This is a genomic window from Salinibacterium sp. SWN139, assembly GCF_015864625.1.
In the GTDB taxonomy this organism is placed as follows: Bacteria; Actinomycetota; Actinomycetes; order Actinomycetales; family Microbacteriaceae; genus Rhodoglobus.
In genome coordinates, this window is the sequence record NZ_JADYWV010000002.1 from 727,163 (window position 1) to 742,919 (window position 15,757).

The 15,757-nt window shown below is 60.4% G+C and carries 17 protein-coding genes; 13 read left to right on the forward strand and 4 right to left on the reverse strand.

Translation table 11 applies throughout. From position 1 onward, the window contains the following. Positions 1-30: 30 nt before the first annotated feature. The 3 genes from I6E74_RS08605 (at position 31) to I6E74_RS08615 (ending at position 2,747) form a co-directional block, all read left to right on the forward strand. The gene (locus tag I6E74_RS08605; protein WP_197124751.1) at positions 31-1,041 is read left to right on the forward strand and encodes an ATP-binding cassette domain-containing protein; all 1,011 of its coding nucleotides are present in this window, start codon (positions 31-33) and stop codon (positions 1,039-1,041) included. Next, the gene (locus I6E74_RS08610) at positions 1,038-1,883 is read left to right on the forward strand and encodes an ABC transporter permease (RefSeq protein WP_197124753.1); all 846 of its coding nucleotides are present in this window, start codon (positions 1,038-1,040) and stop codon (positions 1,881-1,883) included. Before I6E74_RS08605 ends, I6E74_RS08610 begins: the two co-directional genes overlap by 4 nt. A 150-nt stretch (positions 1,884-2,033) precedes the next feature. Further along, positions 2,034-2,747 carry a GDSL-type esterase/lipase family protein gene (locus I6E74_RS08615; protein WP_197124755.1) on the forward strand — a complete coding sequence of 238 codons (714 nt, stop codon included), beginning with the start codon at positions 2,034-2,036 and terminating at the stop codon, positions 2,745-2,747. A gap of 3 nt (positions 2,748-2,750) precedes the next feature. Here I6E74_RS08615 and I6E74_RS08620 read toward each other — a convergent pair whose 3' ends face one another. Next, positions 2,751-3,476 carry a LysR family substrate-binding domain-containing protein gene (locus tag I6E74_RS08620; protein WP_197124757.1) on the reverse strand — a complete coding sequence of 242 codons (726 nt, stop codon included), beginning with the start codon at positions 3,474-3,476 and terminating at the stop codon, positions 2,751-2,753. A 37-nt stretch (positions 3,477-3,513) separates the two neighbouring features. Here I6E74_RS08620 and I6E74_RS08625 point away from each other — a divergent pair, with 37 nt between their 5' ends. The 5 genes from I6E74_RS08625 to I6E74_RS08645 all read left to right on the forward strand — a co-directional run bounded on the left by I6E74_RS08625 (position 3,514) and on the right by I6E74_RS08645 (position 8,660). Further along, positions 3,514-3,876, forward strand: a complete 363-nt coding sequence (locus I6E74_RS08625; protein WP_197125257.1) for a DUF5997 family protein — start codon at positions 3,514-3,516, stop codon at positions 3,874-3,876. 123 nt (positions 3,877-3,999) lie between these two features. Next, on the forward strand, positions 4,000-5,163 hold the full coding sequence (locus I6E74_RS08630; RefSeq protein ID WP_231604849.1) for a GAF domain-containing protein: 1,164 nt from the start codon (positions 4,000-4,002) through the stop codon (positions 5,161-5,163). A 51-nt stretch (positions 5,164-5,214) separates the two neighbouring features. After that, a complete protein-coding gene (locus I6E74_RS08635; RefSeq protein WP_197124759.1) occupies positions 5,215-5,964 on the forward strand; it encodes a DarT ssDNA thymidine ADP-ribosyltransferase family protein in 750 nt (249 codons plus the stop codon). A 21-nt stretch (positions 5,965-5,985) separates the two neighbouring features. Beyond that, positions 5,986-7,305, forward strand: a complete 1,320-nt coding sequence (locus I6E74_RS08640) for a GNAT family N-acetyltransferase (RefSeq protein WP_197124761.1) — start codon at positions 5,986-5,988, stop codon at positions 7,303-7,305. Between the two features lie 56 nt (positions 7,306-7,361). Further along, positions 7,362-8,660, forward strand: coding sequence for a M18 family aminopeptidase (locus I6E74_RS08645; RefSeq protein WP_197124763.1), 1,299 nt, complete (start codon positions 7,362-7,364; stop codon positions 8,658-8,660). 67 nt (positions 8,661-8,727) lie between these two features. Here I6E74_RS08645 and I6E74_RS08650 read toward each other — a convergent pair whose 3' ends face one another. Then, entirely contained in the window at positions 8,728-9,249 is a 522-nt protein-coding gene (locus I6E74_RS08650) for an RNase H family protein (protein WP_197124765.1), read from the reverse strand. Positions 9,250-9,375: 126 nt separating this feature from the next. Here I6E74_RS08650 and I6E74_RS08655 point away from each other — a divergent pair, with 126 nt between their 5' ends. Both I6E74_RS08655 and I6E74_RS08660 read left to right on the forward strand, forming a co-directional pair. Then, positions 9,376-10,149: an ABC transporter ATP-binding protein gene (locus I6E74_RS08655; protein ID WP_197124767.1), complete on the forward strand. Its 774-nt coding sequence runs from the start codon at positions 9,376-9,378 to the stop codon at positions 10,147-10,149. Beyond that, positions 10,131-11,702, forward strand: coding sequence for a transporter (locus I6E74_RS08660; RefSeq protein WP_197124769.1), 1,572 nt, complete (start codon positions 10,131-10,133; stop codon positions 11,700-11,702). Before I6E74_RS08655 ends, I6E74_RS08660 begins: the two co-directional genes overlap by 19 nt. A gap of 65 nt (positions 11,703-11,767) precedes the next feature. Here I6E74_RS08660 and I6E74_RS08665 read toward each other — a convergent pair whose 3' ends face one another. Both I6E74_RS08665 and I6E74_RS08670 read right to left on the reverse strand, forming a co-directional pair. Next, positions 11,768-12,052 carry a GNAT family N-acetyltransferase gene (locus tag I6E74_RS08665; protein ID WP_197124771.1) on the reverse strand — a complete coding sequence of 95 codons (285 nt, stop codon included), beginning with the start codon at positions 12,050-12,052 and terminating at the stop codon, positions 11,768-11,770. An 11-nt stretch (positions 12,053-12,063) separates the two neighbouring features. Then, positions 12,064-12,549 (reverse strand): glutathione peroxidase, encoded by a 486-nt coding sequence (locus I6E74_RS08670; protein WP_197124773.1) that lies wholly within the window; start codon positions 12,547-12,549, stop codon positions 12,064-12,066. A 122-nt stretch (positions 12,550-12,671) separates the two neighbouring features. Here I6E74_RS08670 and I6E74_RS08675 point away from each other — a divergent pair, with 122 nt between their 5' ends. From I6E74_RS08675 to I6E74_RS08685, 3 genes are all read left to right on the forward strand, one after another. Then, a complete protein-coding gene (locus tag I6E74_RS08675; RefSeq protein ID WP_197124775.1) occupies positions 12,672-13,610 on the forward strand; it encodes a DnaJ domain-containing protein in 939 nt (312 codons plus the stop codon). Positions 13,611-13,711: 101 nt separating this feature from the next. Continuing rightward, complete coding sequence (locus I6E74_RS08680; RefSeq protein ID WP_197124777.1) at positions 13,712-14,980, forward strand: APC family permease; 1,269 nt, start codon at positions 13,712-13,714, stop codon at positions 14,978-14,980. A 38-nt stretch (positions 14,981-15,018) separates the two neighbouring features. Beyond that, complete coding sequence (locus I6E74_RS08685) at positions 15,019-15,735, forward strand: endonuclease/exonuclease/phosphatase family protein (RefSeq protein WP_197125261.1); 717 nt, start codon at positions 15,019-15,021, stop codon at positions 15,733-15,735. Positions 15,736-15,757 lie beyond the last annotated feature (22 nt).

A 15,757-nucleotide genomic window follows, 5' to 3' on the forward strand; every position in this document is an offset into this window, starting at 1 on the left:
GATGTCGTTGCCATGTTCTAGCGTTACCCCGTGAGTTATATCGAAGCAGTAGATCTCAAGAAGACGTATACGCCTAAGGGTGCAGCCCCCGTGCATGCCCTCGACGGTCTCAATCTGGAGGTTCCGCAGGGCACAGTAACGGCTCTGCTTGGCCCGAATGGTGCGGGCAAGACGACCACTGTCAAGGTGCTGACTACCCTCATCCGCCCCGATTCAGGTTCAGCGACTATCAACGGTGTCGATGTCATCGCTTCCCCCGAGCGCATCCGCCCCATGATTGGTGTCTCCGGGCAGTATGCCGCTGTCGATGAGAACCTCACTGGTTTTGAGAATCTCGACATGGTCGGTCGGCTCTATCACCTCGGTGCCAAGCAATCTCGCGAGCGGGCACGCGAACTCATCACCCTCTTCGACCTCACCGAAGCGCAAAACCGTCCCGTCAAAGGGTTCTCCGGCGGCATGCGTCGCCGCATTGACCTTGCCGGTGCCCTTGTTATGCGCCCACCGGTGCTCTTTCTCGACGAGCCAACCACCGGTCTCGACCCGCGCAGCCGCATTGGCATGTGGGATGTCATTACAACGCTCGTGGGGGAGGGCACCACTGTGCTTCTCACCACCCAGTACCTCGAAGAGGCCGACCAGCTTGCCGACAGCATTTCGGTCATCGACGACGGCAAAGTCATTGCCCAGGGCACCTCAGATGAGCTCAAAGCATCCATCGGCGGTCAGCGAGTTGAAGTGAGCCTCGTGTCGAAGGATGATGCGGCCGCCGCCCACGAGATCCTCACTCGTTTCGGCAGCACCGAACCTGCCGTGAGTCTCGACGGCCGCGGCCTAACCGTAAACGCGGAAGATGCTCCCGCCGCGCTGCAGCTGATTCTCACGGAGTTCGCGAGCCGCGGCATCCAGCTCTACGACGCCGGAATGCGTCGTCCCACTCTCGATGACGTGTTCTTGAAGCTCACCGGCCACACGGCAAGCGCCGACGAAACCGACACTGATACGACGGATGCAGCACCAGCACAGAAGGCACAGAAATGACCGCCACAGCACCCACGACAGCCCCAACCCCGACCGCCACGTCATCGGTCATGAACTGGTTGAATGACGGTTGGATCACCACCCGTCGCAACCTCATCAAGATCAAACGCGTGCCCGACATCTTGGTCTTCACGACATTGCAGCCGATCATGTTTGTGCTGCTCTTCACCTATGTCTACGCCGGCGTGATCGATATTCCCGGCAGCACGTACAAAGAGTTCATCATGGCCGGCATTTTTGCTCAGACGGTGGTGTTCGGGTCAACCTATTCGGGCTCGGCGATGGCTCAAGACCTCAAAGACGGCATCATCGATCGCTTCCGCACTTTGCCGATGAGCCCCTCCGCGGTCTTAGTCGGTCGCACCAACGGTGATCTACTCATCAACTCGCTTTCGATGATCGTCATGATGGCAACAGGCCTGATCGTCGGATGGCGCATCAAGTCAAGTCCATTCGAAGCGATCGCTGCGATCGCTCTGCTCCTGCTCTTTGCTTACGCACTCTCCTGGGTGATGGCGTTTATTGGAATGAGCGTGCGCAGCCCAGAGGTCATTAACAACGTCTCGTTCTTGGTGCTCTTTCCACTGACATTCATCTCCAACGCCTTCGTCCCCGCCGAAACCCTTCCCGGACCACTGCGCACCTTCGCTGAGTTGAATCCCGTGTCAGCCCTCGTGCAGGCCGCCCGCGAGTTGTTCGGCAACACCCCCGCTGGGGCCGTGCAGTCCGATGTGTGGTCGCAGCAGCACCCCGTTCTTACGGTGCTGATCGGCATAGTGGTGATGCTCGCCATCTTCGTTCCGCTGGCGATACGCAAGTTCGCGAGCATCAGCACGCGCTGAGCGTGAGAGCGCGACCACTCGCGAATAACCTAGGAAGTGCGCTTCAACGGTGCTAAAGTGCCGATACCTAGAGAGGCCCCACCGCCGGGGTATTTGCGCCACGATTAACCTCCGGGGCGCACTCCGACATCGCCCGAAACGGAGTTCGAGATGTTCGCCAGCCTTGGACATGTCGTGATGAAATTTTTCATGCTCACGTGGGTCTACACGTCTCCTCATTCGTGGCGCGGACTGCCGAAACCTGAGGCGGGCCCACCCGTGCTCGCCGACGGTCCCGATGTCCAGAAGGCTCTGCTGTGCGGCTCGGGAATTGTCGTGGGGTACGGAGTTGCCTCCCACGAACTCGCGCTGGGTGGATCGCTCGCCCGCTCACTCGCCGCCCTGACAGGTCGCGGCATCGAAGTTGCGACGGTCACGGGTGCTCGACTGACAACACGCGAGGTGCAAGCAAAGATCGCAGTGAGCGACCTCGCCGACGTTAAAGCGGTCGTGTTGTCTTTCGGTGTCTTTGAGGCGCTTACTTTTACCCCGGCTCGCACGTGGGGACGCGACCTAGCACGGCTCGTCGATTTTCTATTAGAGAACTCCGCACCCGATGTCGGAGTGTTCATCTTGGGATGCGTGCCGCCCAAGATGTCACGTTTTCCCGCTAGCTATCAACGCCACATCCTTACGATGACCGAGCGCTACAACACCGAAATCGAGCGGACGGTGGCACACCGCGCGCATGCCCACTATGTGCACTTCTCGCCACCCATCGATGACCCCGAGGCAATCGACGGTCGTCAAAGCTATCGGGCCTGGGCCGACGCTATGGCCCCGGACATCGCAGAATTCATTCTGCGCGACTCGGTCAGCGAATAGCCGTTAGCCCTTGCGCGGTTGGGGACGGAAACTCTTCGCGCGTGCGGGGCGTTTCGCCGCGCTCTTGCCGTTATGCGTGCGCCCCGATGAACGAGCACCGGAACCCTTCTTGTTTCCGCTTCCCGATTTTTGGGCTGTGCGGCTCGGGGGAGTGTCCTCGGTAGCATCGTTGGCGGCGGCGGTTCCGCGTGAGCTGCGGGCGGTGCGTCCTCGCACGATTCCGATGAACTCTTCTACGAGAGGGTCGACAGAACCATCGCGCCAGACCACCGCAACGCGCCATTCTGGGCCGTCATCGAGCATCCGAGCAACAACGTCTTTGCGCGTGAGCGCTCGAGCCACCGCTTGAGGCAATACAGCAACTCCCACATTGGCAGCGACGAGCTCAACCGCATCGCGCCAGTCACCGCGAATAACGTTCTCGGCTTCCAACTCTGAGAGAGCGAGCGAATCAAGCGCTTCGATGGCATGCCCCTTGGGAACAACAACGACGGCGCGCTCTGTATAGAGCGGAATAGCGGCGAGTGGCCGGTCGCTGTTCTCAGCGCGATCGACAGGAAGGCGCAGCAAGGCGACATCAGCGGTGCCCGCCCGCAGCATGTCGAGGGCGGCGTCCTGCTCGGCGGCAACAAGATCAAGCGACGTCTCGGGCAGGCGTTCATTCCAGACGCGAGCCCACTTACCGGGAGTCGCGCCGAGCACAAAAGCGACTGTGAATGGTGAAGACATGTCTTCAGGTTAGTCTTGGGGGGTGCCAGTCCAGACCATGAAGCCCGCAACCGTCGCCAAAAAGCTGGGGATTTACCTCCCCGCCGCCCCGGAAGAGTTCCGCGATTCCGAGATCAGCCGCGAACAGTTCGCAGAATTGCTTGCCACTCCGCCCGAGTGGCTAACGCAGTTGCGTGCAGAAGGACCGCACCCTCGCCAAGTAGTGGCGCAAAAGCTCGGCGTTTCGACCTCGGGACTTGCCCGCGCTGGCGCGCCCGATGTGATGACCTCGGAAGAGATCAAGGCGCTTCTTGTCGAAATGCCTGCGTGGCTCGTTGAGGAACGTGCGGTTCACGCCGCTGTCAACAACGAGAACGCGCGGATCAAGACGGAACGCGCGGCTAAGGCAGCTCGTAAATAATTTCTAGTTTTCCTCATTCCCGCTGGTATTGAATAGTTTTCAGATCTATACTCGGAAACTTGAGGGTGCCCGTGTCTGGGCGTTCGGGTGGGGAATTGATTGCTACGTAGCTATGCTGCGCTATTGGCGTGGCCAATAATCACACTGTGGCTTGCGGTGAAGCCACAACGCTGGCGTGCGCTCACTCTGCCCGTTGATGACCCCCGCGTCGAAGCGATTGGGCCCGATCCTGATCGCGTACTCCTTCTCGGTCCCGGCAAATCGTCGGGCTATGGCGTGCATACGCATGAGCTCGGACTCGGCGGTCATCTCGCTCGAGAACTGTCAGCCCTGACCCAGCGCGGCTGCAGCGTCGACATTGTTTCTGACCCCTCGATGTCTGCCGCTGATACCGGAGTCGTCATCCGTTGGGCAAACCTTGAACGATATGACGCCCTTGTTCTGACGCTCGGCGGGGGCGATGCCCTGCGTTTCCGGTCCCTTTTCGCTTGGCGAAGAGATATCACTGACCTGATGAACACGATCGAAGAGTGCGGTGGCGGCGCCATGCACACGTTCATTGTTGGCGTAGCTCCGCTCGATGAATTCGTGTCGCTTCCCGCTCCATTACTCCGCATCGTCAATCACAACGTCGCCAACCTCAACGCGATTAGTGAGCAGTTGTGCTCTACTCGCCCAGGAGCAACCTTCGTGCCTGCCACGGCATCCGCGGGAAACACTCGGGTGTTACTCGATAGCCCCACCTACGAACGCTGGGCACGCACGCTTGCCCCCGCCGTTGCGCGTTCTCTCACTGCGGTGGCTGTGCCTCCTGCTGAACGCCCCGGTTCGATCGTCGCTCCGGCAGCATTTGAGAGTTCAACACTCACCCGCAAGACGGTGTCGACATCGTTGGCGACAATCATGCATTCTGCGCGAGTTCTCTTTGGAACCGCCGGCGCCGCCATCACCTTCCATGATCAAGACGCCCACTGGTTCACGTCGATATCAGGCGTTGGCTCTATGCAACGCGATGAAGCGGGAGCATTCTGCAGTGCAGCTTTCACTGATCGTGGTCTTGTCGTTTTGGAAGACACCCTGAACGACGAACGATTTACCGACCATCCATGGGTTGTTGAAGGTCCACGCATCAGGTTTTACGCTGGCTACCCGGTCGCAGCCCCCAACGGCGACATCGTCGGTGCCGTGTGTATCTTCGATACCGCACCGCGCCGCTTCGATCCCAGCTACGAAACGCTGCTCCGCGAACTCGCTCATCGTGCAGAGACGGCGATACGCAGCCGATAATTGCCGTACCTTGGATACGGAGGTCATTTCTGAACTCCGAGAAAGGCTCCAATGTCTGGCACTGAGTGCATCCACGGCTTCGAAAACGGTCTCTGCGATTCTTGCTTCCCTAAGGCTGTCCCTGTCAAGCCGGTAACGCGTGCCACTACCTCTTCTCGCACTAAGCGAGTTCCCGGCACTCCGCGCGCGTCGAGCGCGAAGGTCCCGTCGTTGTCGGACCAACGTGTCTATCACGTCACGCACATCAGCAACTTGGAGAGCATCCTCCGCGAGGGTCAGCTTGTCGCTGCTGCGTCAATTGAGGATGCGATTCTCGACATCAGTTCGCCCTTGACCCGCGAGCTTCGCGGCGCAGCATCGCTCAGCACCGGCGAGCCCGTTGACCGCTACGTTCCGTTCAGCTTGGTGCCAGAGTCCGCAGCCTGGCGTGAACTGCGTGCCGGAGCATCGGAACCGCGCTGGTCAGACGCGGCCCGCACTGCAACACCCACAGATTTCGTGTTCCTCGTCAGCACCGTTCGCGCTCTCGGCGAGGATGCCGTTCTGGCCGATGGCGATGCCGCAGCAAGTCTGACTCGCTTTGCCACAGACGAAAAAGCCATCACTCGGATGCTCGGCAACCTGCGTGCCGATGAGCTCACCGACGACGCTGAGGTTCTTATTCACGGCTCCTTCGCTTTCGATGATGTGCAACTCGTCGGAGTCGCGAGCGATAAAGCTCGCGAGCGTGTGAAGTCGCTCCTCGATGGCGCCTCGTTTAAGACGAAGGTGGCTGTGTATCCACCATGGTTCATTCAGTAAAGTTCGCGGTACCGTTGGTGCATGACCAACGACTTTTCGCTTCACCCTGTTGATCCCACGTCGGCTGCTGCCCTCGCTGCAAGTGGATTGCGCTACGACTTAGTCGATACGTCGAACCGTGCTGCATTCGAGGCCTGGTTTCAAGCGGATTCCCGTGGTTTTCACGGTCCGGCCATGTCAAAAGAACAGGTCGATTCTAATTTTGCCGGCGTGACGTATCGCCGCACGATCGGTGTGTGGGATGACCACTTGGTCGCCCCGGAAATTCCTGTAGCGACAACAAGCTCCTGGACCGAGCAACTCACCGTTCCGGGCGGTCAGAGCATTGATGCGTGGGCTATCAGCTCCGTCACTGTCTCGCCGACGCATCGTCGCCGTGGCATCGCGCGTTCGCTTCTCGAAGGGGAATTGCGCTCGGCGGCTGCGATGGGGCTGCCGATGGCGATGCTCACCGTGTCGGAGTCGACGATCTACGGCCGTTTCGGATTCGGTCAAGCCGTGTTCGCTGCTGATCTTACGATCGATACGACTCGGGCTTCGCTCGTGGCTCATGAGCGCCGTGGCACTCTGCAGCACGTGGCACCCTCCGTCTTCGTCAGCGAAGCACCTGCGGTGTTTGAACGTGTCCGGCTGGCCACTCCAGGACAAATCGCCGTGTGGCCGCTGCGCTGGGAGCAGATCGCCGGCACTGCGCCCGGCGATGAGGAGTACACCAAGAACACCCGCGTGGTGCGATTCGATGACGAGAGCGGAACGCCGCGCGGATTCGTGGTGTATCGCGTGAAGGACGGCGGAGCCGACTTCACCCACCACAAGCTCACGGTCGACTACCTGCTGGCTGAGACCCCCGAGGCCTACGAGGCCTTGTGGCGTTTTGTGCTTGAGGTCGACCTCGTGCGTGAGGTGAAAGCCGAGCTACGCTCCGTCGATGAACCGTTGCTGTGGCTTCTGTCCGACATGCGTGCCGCTCAGGTTTCCCCGATTGATCACTTGTGGTTGCGCATCCTTGATGTGCCCGCGTCGCTCACCGCCCGGACGTATTCGGGTGCCGCCGAGCTCGGTTTTGATGTCAACGATGACCTCGGCTTCGCCCACGGCCGCTTTGTGCTTTCGACAGATGAGGGTGGGATGCCGCAGGTGCGCGCGGTAGAAGAGCTTCCCGCCACGATTGCTTCAGTTTCGCTGTCGGTCAATGAACTCAGCTCGCTGTATCTCGGTGGAGTCACCGTGTCAGCGCTGGTTGCTGCCGGCCGCATTACGGAATTGACCGAAGGCGCTGCGGCGGTGGTGGAGCGTGTATTCCACGCGCCGACCACGCCGTGGTTGAGCATCTGGTTCTAGCCATCACTCGTGCGCTGCTGGGCGCTGCTCACGGCGAACAGTGCGAGAATGATTCCATGACTGCTGCCCTGAATCATGTCCACGATCTTGCCTCTTTTGTTTCCGCATCACCGTCGTCTTTTCACGCCGTAGCGGAGGCTGCGCGCCGCTTACGTGACGCCGGTTTCAGCGAATTGCACGAGGCTGATGACTGGAATGGGGCGCGCACTCGCAAGGCAGCGAAGTACTTCGTGATCCGCGACGGTGCGATTGCGGCATGGATTCAGCCAACGAAGGCTACCGGCACGACGCCGTTCCGCATCCTTGGGGCCCACACTGATTCGCCAAGCTTCAAGCTCAAGCCGAAGCCGACCACCGGCTCCGAAGGTGTTCTTCAAGCCGGTGTTGAGGTTTATGGTGGCCCGCTGCTCAACTCGTGGCTCGACCGTGAGCTCGAGTTCGCTGGACGAGTGACCTTCCGTGATGGCAGCACCGAACTCGTGCGCACCGGCCCATTGCTGCGTTTTCCGCAGCTCGCCATCCACCTTGATCGCGGCGTCAACGACAAGCTCACTCTCAAGCGCCAAGCGCACATGAACCCGATGTTCGGCTTGGGCGAGCGCGATGATGCCGATGTTCTCGGTCATCTCGCCTCAATTCTGTCGTCGAAGGCAAAAGACCGTTCTGCGGAAGACATTGACGGGTATGACATCGTGGTCGCCGACACCGCGGCCCCAGCGGTCTTCGGACTCGACGACGCCCTCTTCGCCTCCGGTCGGCTCGACAATCTGTCGTCGGTGCACGCCGGTCTCGTCGCTCTGCTCGGGCTCGACACCAAGCTCGATCACATTCCGTTGTTTGTCGCGTTCGATCATGAAGAAATTGGTTCGGCATCCCGCTCTGGTGCTGGCGGGCCGTTCCTCGCCGACCTCATCGCCCGCATCAGCGCAGGTTTGGGCGGTACAGAAACAGACCGAATGCGCGCCGTTGCTGAATCCTGGTGCCTTTCCTCGGATGCCGGCCACGCCGCACACCCGAACTACCCTGAGCGTCACGATCCCGCTAACCGTCCGCGCCTTGGTGGGGGACCGTTGCTCAAGATCAACGCCAACCAGCGCTATGCCACCGATGCGCTTGGCGCTGCGGAGTGGGCTCGCGCGTGCCGTCAGGCTGGCGTTGAGTACCAAGAGTTCGTGTCGAACAATGACATGCCGTGTGGCTCCACCATCGGGCCCATTACGGCAACCCGCTTGGGTATCCGAACTATTGACGTTGGGCTGCCATTGCTTTCGATGCATTCCGCTCGCGAATTGTGCGGCGTCGCTGACCCGCTCGCGTTGAGCTCAGCAATCGCAGCGTTCTTCTCACCCGAGTAGTGCGCGCTGGGCGCCCCCAGCTCGAGGGCACCGGCGCTAATCGCCAAGCTACTCCAGCGGCAGCCTGTTAGAACAGGGGAGCGATCTCGTCGCTTGCGCCCGGCAGGCTGGCGTCACTCGCGGTCGCTCCGGGGTAACCCGGGCCCTCGGGGCAGATCGAGCCACGCTGGAACGCCTCGGCGGCACCACGCGCTCGGACGTCCGCAGCTTCATTCAGCGGATGCCCCACGTGACCTCGAACCCATTCGAAGCGGTAGCGGCGGCCGGTGATGGCATCGTCGATCTGCTTGATGAGGTCGACGTTCATGACGGGCTTGCCATCGCCTTTGCGCCAGCCCTTTTTCTTCCAGCCGGGCATCCATTTGGTGATGGAGTTGATGACGTATTGGCTGTCGCACAAAATCAACAGATCCTCGTCGACATGGGCCGTCGCGCGGAACAACTGCAGCACCGCCATGAGCTCGCCCTGGTTGTTGGTGGCGTGATCCCAGCCGCCAGCTGCCCAGGTGTTGTCGTCGACGTACCACGCCCATCCGGCTGGCCCGGGGTTGCCGAGCGCCGATCCGTCAGCAGCAGCAGTAATCGTCATAACAACCTTTCGAAGAACTCGCGGAGTGAGAGAACTGCCGCGTCCTATCGACTCTAGTAGCTGGTTATCACCACAGATTCTGCGGCGCACACCTCTCTGAGGACGAATCGGTTTTAGGGTAGTACCGTGCCCGAAAACCCCACTCTCGTTCCTGCGCTTGAAATAAGCGGACTTACCAAGCGTTTTGGTGAGAAACTCGCCGTCAATGCTGTCAATCTCACTGTTCCTCGTGGATCTTTTTTCGGCCTTGTCGGTCCCAACGGTGCTGGCAAGACCACGACGCTCTCGATGGCCACGGGCCTTCTCCGGCCCGATGCTGGCACGGTTTCGGTGCACGGGCTTGATGTGTGGAGCAACCTCGTCGAGGCGAAGAAACGCATCGGCGTCTTGAGCGATGGTGTTCGCCTCTTTGACCGGCTAACGGGCCTTCAACTGGTCACCTACGCGGGCCTCTTGAGTGGCATGGACCGTGCCGTGGTCGCCGAACGCGCCGCTGATCTTCTCGAGCTGTTCGACCTCGATGCCGTGAGCGGCACTCTCGTCGTCGATTACTCCGCCGGCATGACCAAGAAGATCGCTCTCGCCTGCGCACTGATCCACGCTCCGCAGTTGCTCGTACTCGATGAACCGTTTGAATCGGTTGACCCGGTTTCTGGTGCCAACATCCGAGATATCCTGCACGGCTTCGTCGAATCTGGTGGAACCGTCATCGTCTCCAGCCATGCCATGGATTTGGTCCAACGCATGTGCGACCATGTCGCAGTAATTGCCGATGGCCGGGTATTGGCATCCGGAACAACGGATGAAGTGCGGGGCTCCTCGACGCTCGAGGACCGCTTTGTGGAGCTCGTCGGCGGACGTCGTCATGGAAAGGGCCCCGAGTGGTTGCGCATCTCGTAAGGCTGCGATTCAGGCTGCTTGCCAACGCCCTCACGCGTAGTCCCTGGCAGGCGGTTGCCGTAGTGCTCGGCACGGTCTACGGCATGTTCATGCTGTTCCTCGTGGTCGTCGGCCTCCTCTTTCTCAGTTCGGCTCCCGACAGCCTTGGCCGCACTGTCAGCGTCGTTGGCGGCGCCATCCTGGTGTTGGGATGGACATTTCTTCCGCTGCTGAGTTCGGGCATCGACGAAACGGTAGATCCGGCACGGCTTGCGACTTTCCCTATCCCCATCACTACGTTGCTGCTGGCTCTCGCCGTCAGCGGTGTTCTTGGGGTCCCCGGAATCATCACCACCCTGGCCGCTCTTGCAACGAGTCTGGTGTGGTGGCAAACGCCCCTCGTCGCGATCGTCGCGCTGCTCTGTGCCGCCATCGGCGCCCTCACCTGCGTCGTAGGGTCACGGATGCTTGCCGCCCTGACGGTGCGAATCTCCTCGGGGCGTCGAGCTCGCGAAGCAAAAACAGTGCTTGTGTTGATCCCGCTCTTGCTGCTCGGCCCGGCGATTCTCGCGCTGTCCACACTTTTTCGTGAGCTTCGAACGGTGCTTCCTATCATCGCCGACGTGGTGGCATGGACGCCATTCGGGGCTATTTGGGCTGTTCCTGGCGATCTGGCTATCGGGCGGCCGGGCACAGCAGTGCTGCACGCCCTCATCGGCATCGGCACGCTCATCGCAGCGACCGCGGTGTGGCGCTGGGCGCTGGATCGCGCCCTCGAGCGCCCCGCAACCTCGACGTCCTTCAGTCACACCCAACGCGGACTCGGCTGGTTCGCCATCTTCTCCGGCACGCCAACGGGCGCGGTGGCCGCTCGCGCCCTCACCTATTGGGCGCGCGACCCGCGCTATGCCCAATCGCTCATTAGCGTGCCGCTGGTTCCCGCAATTGTCTTCTTTTATAGCGGCGCAAGCGGAGATCTCAGCGGTTTGCTCTTCGTCGGCCCTATCGTCGCGGTGCTGCTCGGGATGTCCATCTACACCGATGTCTCCTACGACAACACGGCATTCAGCCTCCACTTACAATCTGGTGTCAGCGGCCGCGCCGATCGGTGGGGGAGAGTCATTGCCGTGAGCGTTTTCGCTCTGCCCACAACCATCATCCTGACGGTTGCGAGTGTGTGGGTCAGTGATAGTTGGGAACGATTGGTCGGGATGCTCGGCATCTCCCTCGGCCTCTTCATCACCGGCCTGGCACTGTCGTCACTTGTTTCCGGACGGTTCGCGTTCGCTGTGCCCGCTCCCGGAGACAATCCATTCAAGTCCCGCCCTGGCGGGGGATTCACCCTCATGCTCTCGATGTTCGCATCGTGGACCGCACTGGCGCTCCTGGCTCTTCCCGAAATGGTGCTCGCCATTATCGGCTTCGCAACGTTCAACCAGTCATTCGGCTGGATCTCTCTCGCCGTCGCACTCGTGCTGGGAGGCACACTGCTGATTATCGGGGTGCGCTGGGGCGGAAAGCTGCTCGATGACAACGGGCCAGAGATGCTCGTGCAACTTCAGCGTCAGAAGTAGCGGACCATCGCTCGGAGCGTCGGCGCCTCACGAGCGCCAGCACCTCACGAGAATTGCCGGGCAGGCTAACGCGTCAGCAGCTCGGCCCGCTGGGGGTTCGCTTCGAACCAATCGGAAACGTACCAGCACATGGGCAGCACGCGCAGCGCTGAATTCACTTCGACATCATCGACCGCGAACTTCACAAGCTGGGCAGCGTAGCCCTTGCCGCGGTGGGCAGGCTGAGTATAGGTGTGGTTGAAAGAGATAGACGATCCGTTGGTGCGATAGTCCGCAACCGCGACGAGTGCATCATCAACTTTCATGACGTAACGCGCAGCATCCTTCTCATGCAGAAACTCTGTAGCCATAACTCTCTACCCTAGGCCGGAAGTGCCGCTTCGATGGCACCAACGATGGCCGGGTCATCCGGAACCACCGTCGGGCGAAAACGAGTGACATCGTTACCGGGCGTGACCAGAAACTTTTCGAAGTTCCAGGCGACGCGGCCAGCTTTACCCGAACCATCCGCGGTCTTCTTGAGTTCGGCGTACAAGGGGTGGGCTGACTTGCCGTTGAGCTTGACCTTCTCGAACATGGGGAACGTGACACCCCACGTTGTAGAGCAGTACTCCGCAATCGCTTCTTCAGAACTCAGCTCCTGCAAGAACTGGTTGCTGGGAAAGCCCAAGACAGTGAAACCACGATCGCCATATGTCTTCTGCAGTTGCTCCAACTGCGCGTACTGCGGCGACAAACCACAGCGCGATGCGACGTTAACGATGAGCACCACTTTGTCTTGATAATCCGCCAACGTTGTTTGGCTGCCGTCAATAGTGGTGAGGGGGATGTCTCTAAGTTCGGTCACTACTCAAAACTACGCCTGCAGCCTGAACGCGCGCCGACGACATTCCGAATGTTGCCAGCGAGGATCGGTAGAATGGGCGTTTCCCCACTTCCGCATTCGTGCGGTTCACCGAAAGTGAGTTCATGCCGGATAGTCCCCTGTCAGCAAGCGCGTACGAGGTGCTTGGTGTTGAGGCGTCGGCATCGGAGCCTGAGCTGAAGAAAGCATTTCGGCGGGCACTAAGGGAGACGCATCCCGACACCGGGGGTGACCCCACTCGTTTTGCTGCCGTTCAGGATGCCTGGGAGCGTGTCGGGACGCCAGCGAAGCGTCGAAGCTACGATGCCGGTTCTGCTTCGCACTCGCGCTCTGCTTCAGGGAATTCCTCATCGTTCTCGTCGCGCGGCTCAGCGCCATCCCGAGAGGACTCTCGCCCGCGCGCCCGCACCCACGGTCACCCAGGAGGCTGGCGCCGAGAACGCTTCCTCGCCGGCATGCGTGAATGGGCAGGCCGGGGCGTCTCACTTGATGACCCGTACGATCCCGCACTCGTGCGGAGCGCTCCGCGAGAGATTCGCCGAACTCTTGCCGATGCCCTTGCCGAAGAAGCCACCGCGCGAACGGTGAGTGCTCTCGGAATTGGCTTCACCATTTGGCACGATGTCTCGACCGGCCCACCCGAGCGCAAGATTGATCACGTTGTGCTTGGCCCGACCGGTCTCTACGCGATCCTCTCCGAAGACTTCGGTGGGCCGGTGAAAGTGCGGCGCGGTGAACTCATCGGGCCAGCCGTTCAGCCCGAAAAACCCATGCACGAACTTGCCTCGCGCGCGAAAACCCTCAGTCGGCAGCTGAAAGTGAATTTCACGTGCTTCGTGATCGTGGTGCCCGATGACGCACTCGCTCAGCCCCAAGAGTCACTCGGCACCGTCAAGGGGCAACCCGCTGTTGTCGTGCGTCAGAGTGTGCTCGCCCATCTGCTTCGCACGGGCCCCGAGTCCACCCGCGGGCGCCAAATTGGCGGCAACGAACTCTTTGACGTTCGTACTCGACTGTCGAACGGCATCCGCTTCGTCGAATAGCGAACTACTAGGTCAGTGTTTCACTGGCCGACACCGAGCGTTCACCCACCGCAGGAGTTGCACGCCGCTGACAGCATTCACCACGGGAGTAGGGTGAAGTTGTGAACACAAACGCCACGCTTGCTCGGCGATTGACCACAGCCGATGCGACGGTCATCGGTCTGGGCTCGATGATCGGCGCCGGTGTATTTGCTGCGTTTGTTCCCGCAGCTCAGGCAGCCGGTGCCGGGCTTCTGATCGGTCTGGGTATCGCAGCAATAGTCGCTTGGTTCAATGCGGCAGCAAGCGCGCAGCTGGCTGCCGTGTATCCCGTGGCTGGCGGCACCTACGTGTACGGGCGTGAGCGCCTTGGACCGTGGTGGGGTTACCTGGCGGGCTGGTCATTTCTTGTGGGAAAGACGGCCAGCTGTGCCGCTATGGCTCTCGTTTTCGCCGCCTACGTTGCCCCGGCTGGCTGGGAGAAGCCCGTCGCGGTTCTCGGCGTCGTCGCCCTCACTGTGGTGAACCTACTCGGTGTCACCCGCACCGCAGCGGCGACCAAGCTAATCGTGACCTTCGTGCTCGTGGTACTTGTGGGAGTACTGATCGCTGTCGCCGCCTCACCCGTGGTACAGCCGGTGCAAATCTCGTTTGCTCACAGCATGGATGCGTACGGCATACTTCAGTCAGCCGGTATCCTCTTCTTTGCCTTCGCTGGCTACGCCCGAATTGCCACGCTCGGCGAAGAAGTCTCCAATCCGAGTCGCGCTATTCCGCAGGCCATCATGATCGCCTTGGCAATCACAGCAGGGCTTTACCTGATGTTGGCGACCACGATGCTGTCAGTGCTCGGTCCCGATTCTTTGGCGGCTTCTCAAGCGCCAATCGCAGATCTTCTTATCGCCTCCGGATGGGGGCGGGCCACCGGCCTCATCTCGCTCACCGCGGGTGTGGCCGCGTTAGGAGCCCTGCTCGCGTTGATGGCTGGGATCGGCCGCACTACCCTCGCGATGGCGCGCAACTCTGATCTTCCGCGGTGGCTCAACGCCGTGCATCCACGCTTCAGGGTGCCTCACCGGGCGGAGTTAGCTCTCTCGGGTGTGGTGATCGCTGTTGTGCTCGTCGCGGATCTTCGCGGCGCGATCGCCTTTTCGTCCTTCGGCGTTCTGCTCTACTACTTTGTGGCCAACCTCGCCGCATTTTCACAGCCTGCGATACAGCGTCGTATTCCGCGGGTTATCAATGTTCTTGGGGCACTCGCGTGCCTCGTTTTGGTCGTCACGGTTCCCGTTGCTGGTCTCGTGGTTGGAGTAATAGTCCTTATTATGGGGATTCCTGTACGTTTGCTCTCCAATCGCCAATCTCGCAGACTTTCTGACCATGACGCATAGGCTGGTTCTCTCTTAAGAAAGAGGTAAATAGGTTCGTGATTCGCGTAATTAGCTACAACCTTCGCAAGCACAAGGCCGCCATCGAACTTGATGCGCTCGCTCAAACCCCTGATCTCGATGTGCTGTGCCTTCAAGAGGTCATCTCTTCTCAGCTGCCCACCGAAATTGGGGGACTGCATTTAGCAGACTCCACCAAGAACAATCGGCTCGGCCTTGCTGTCTACTACCGCCGTGATCGCTACGAGCACCGCGCTAGCCAATCGTTCGAGCTCAAGAAATCGATGCACGACCGCATCTTTACTCCTACTACTGAGCGCCTAGTAGGCACTCACCTTGTCGATCGCAAGACGAACGAAGACATGATCGTGGCTTCGTTTCACGCGGCTCCGTTGACCGCGCTCAACTCACTTCGCCGCAACCAGATCAAGGCTGCGCACGAAATGCTTCACACCCTCGGGTCAGGCTCGCCCATCCTCATGGTCGGCGACTACAACTACCCGATGTTCAAAGACGGTCTCACACAGCGCGTGAAGCAGACAGGGTACGACCTGTCGTTGAGCGACCGAACCACGTACACGAACTATAAGTTTTTCCGCGGACACTTCGACTTCGTCACGTCGCAGGGGTTCACGATCGAGGGCGTTGAGACCCTGCGACGGGGAGTTTCCGATCACTTGCCCATCTTGGTCACCGCGTCATACGGCACCGAGAGTAAGCACCGGTCAACGATGTCGGCTGAGCCGCTCGCGAGCTAACCCCTTACACAAGCGGAGATAC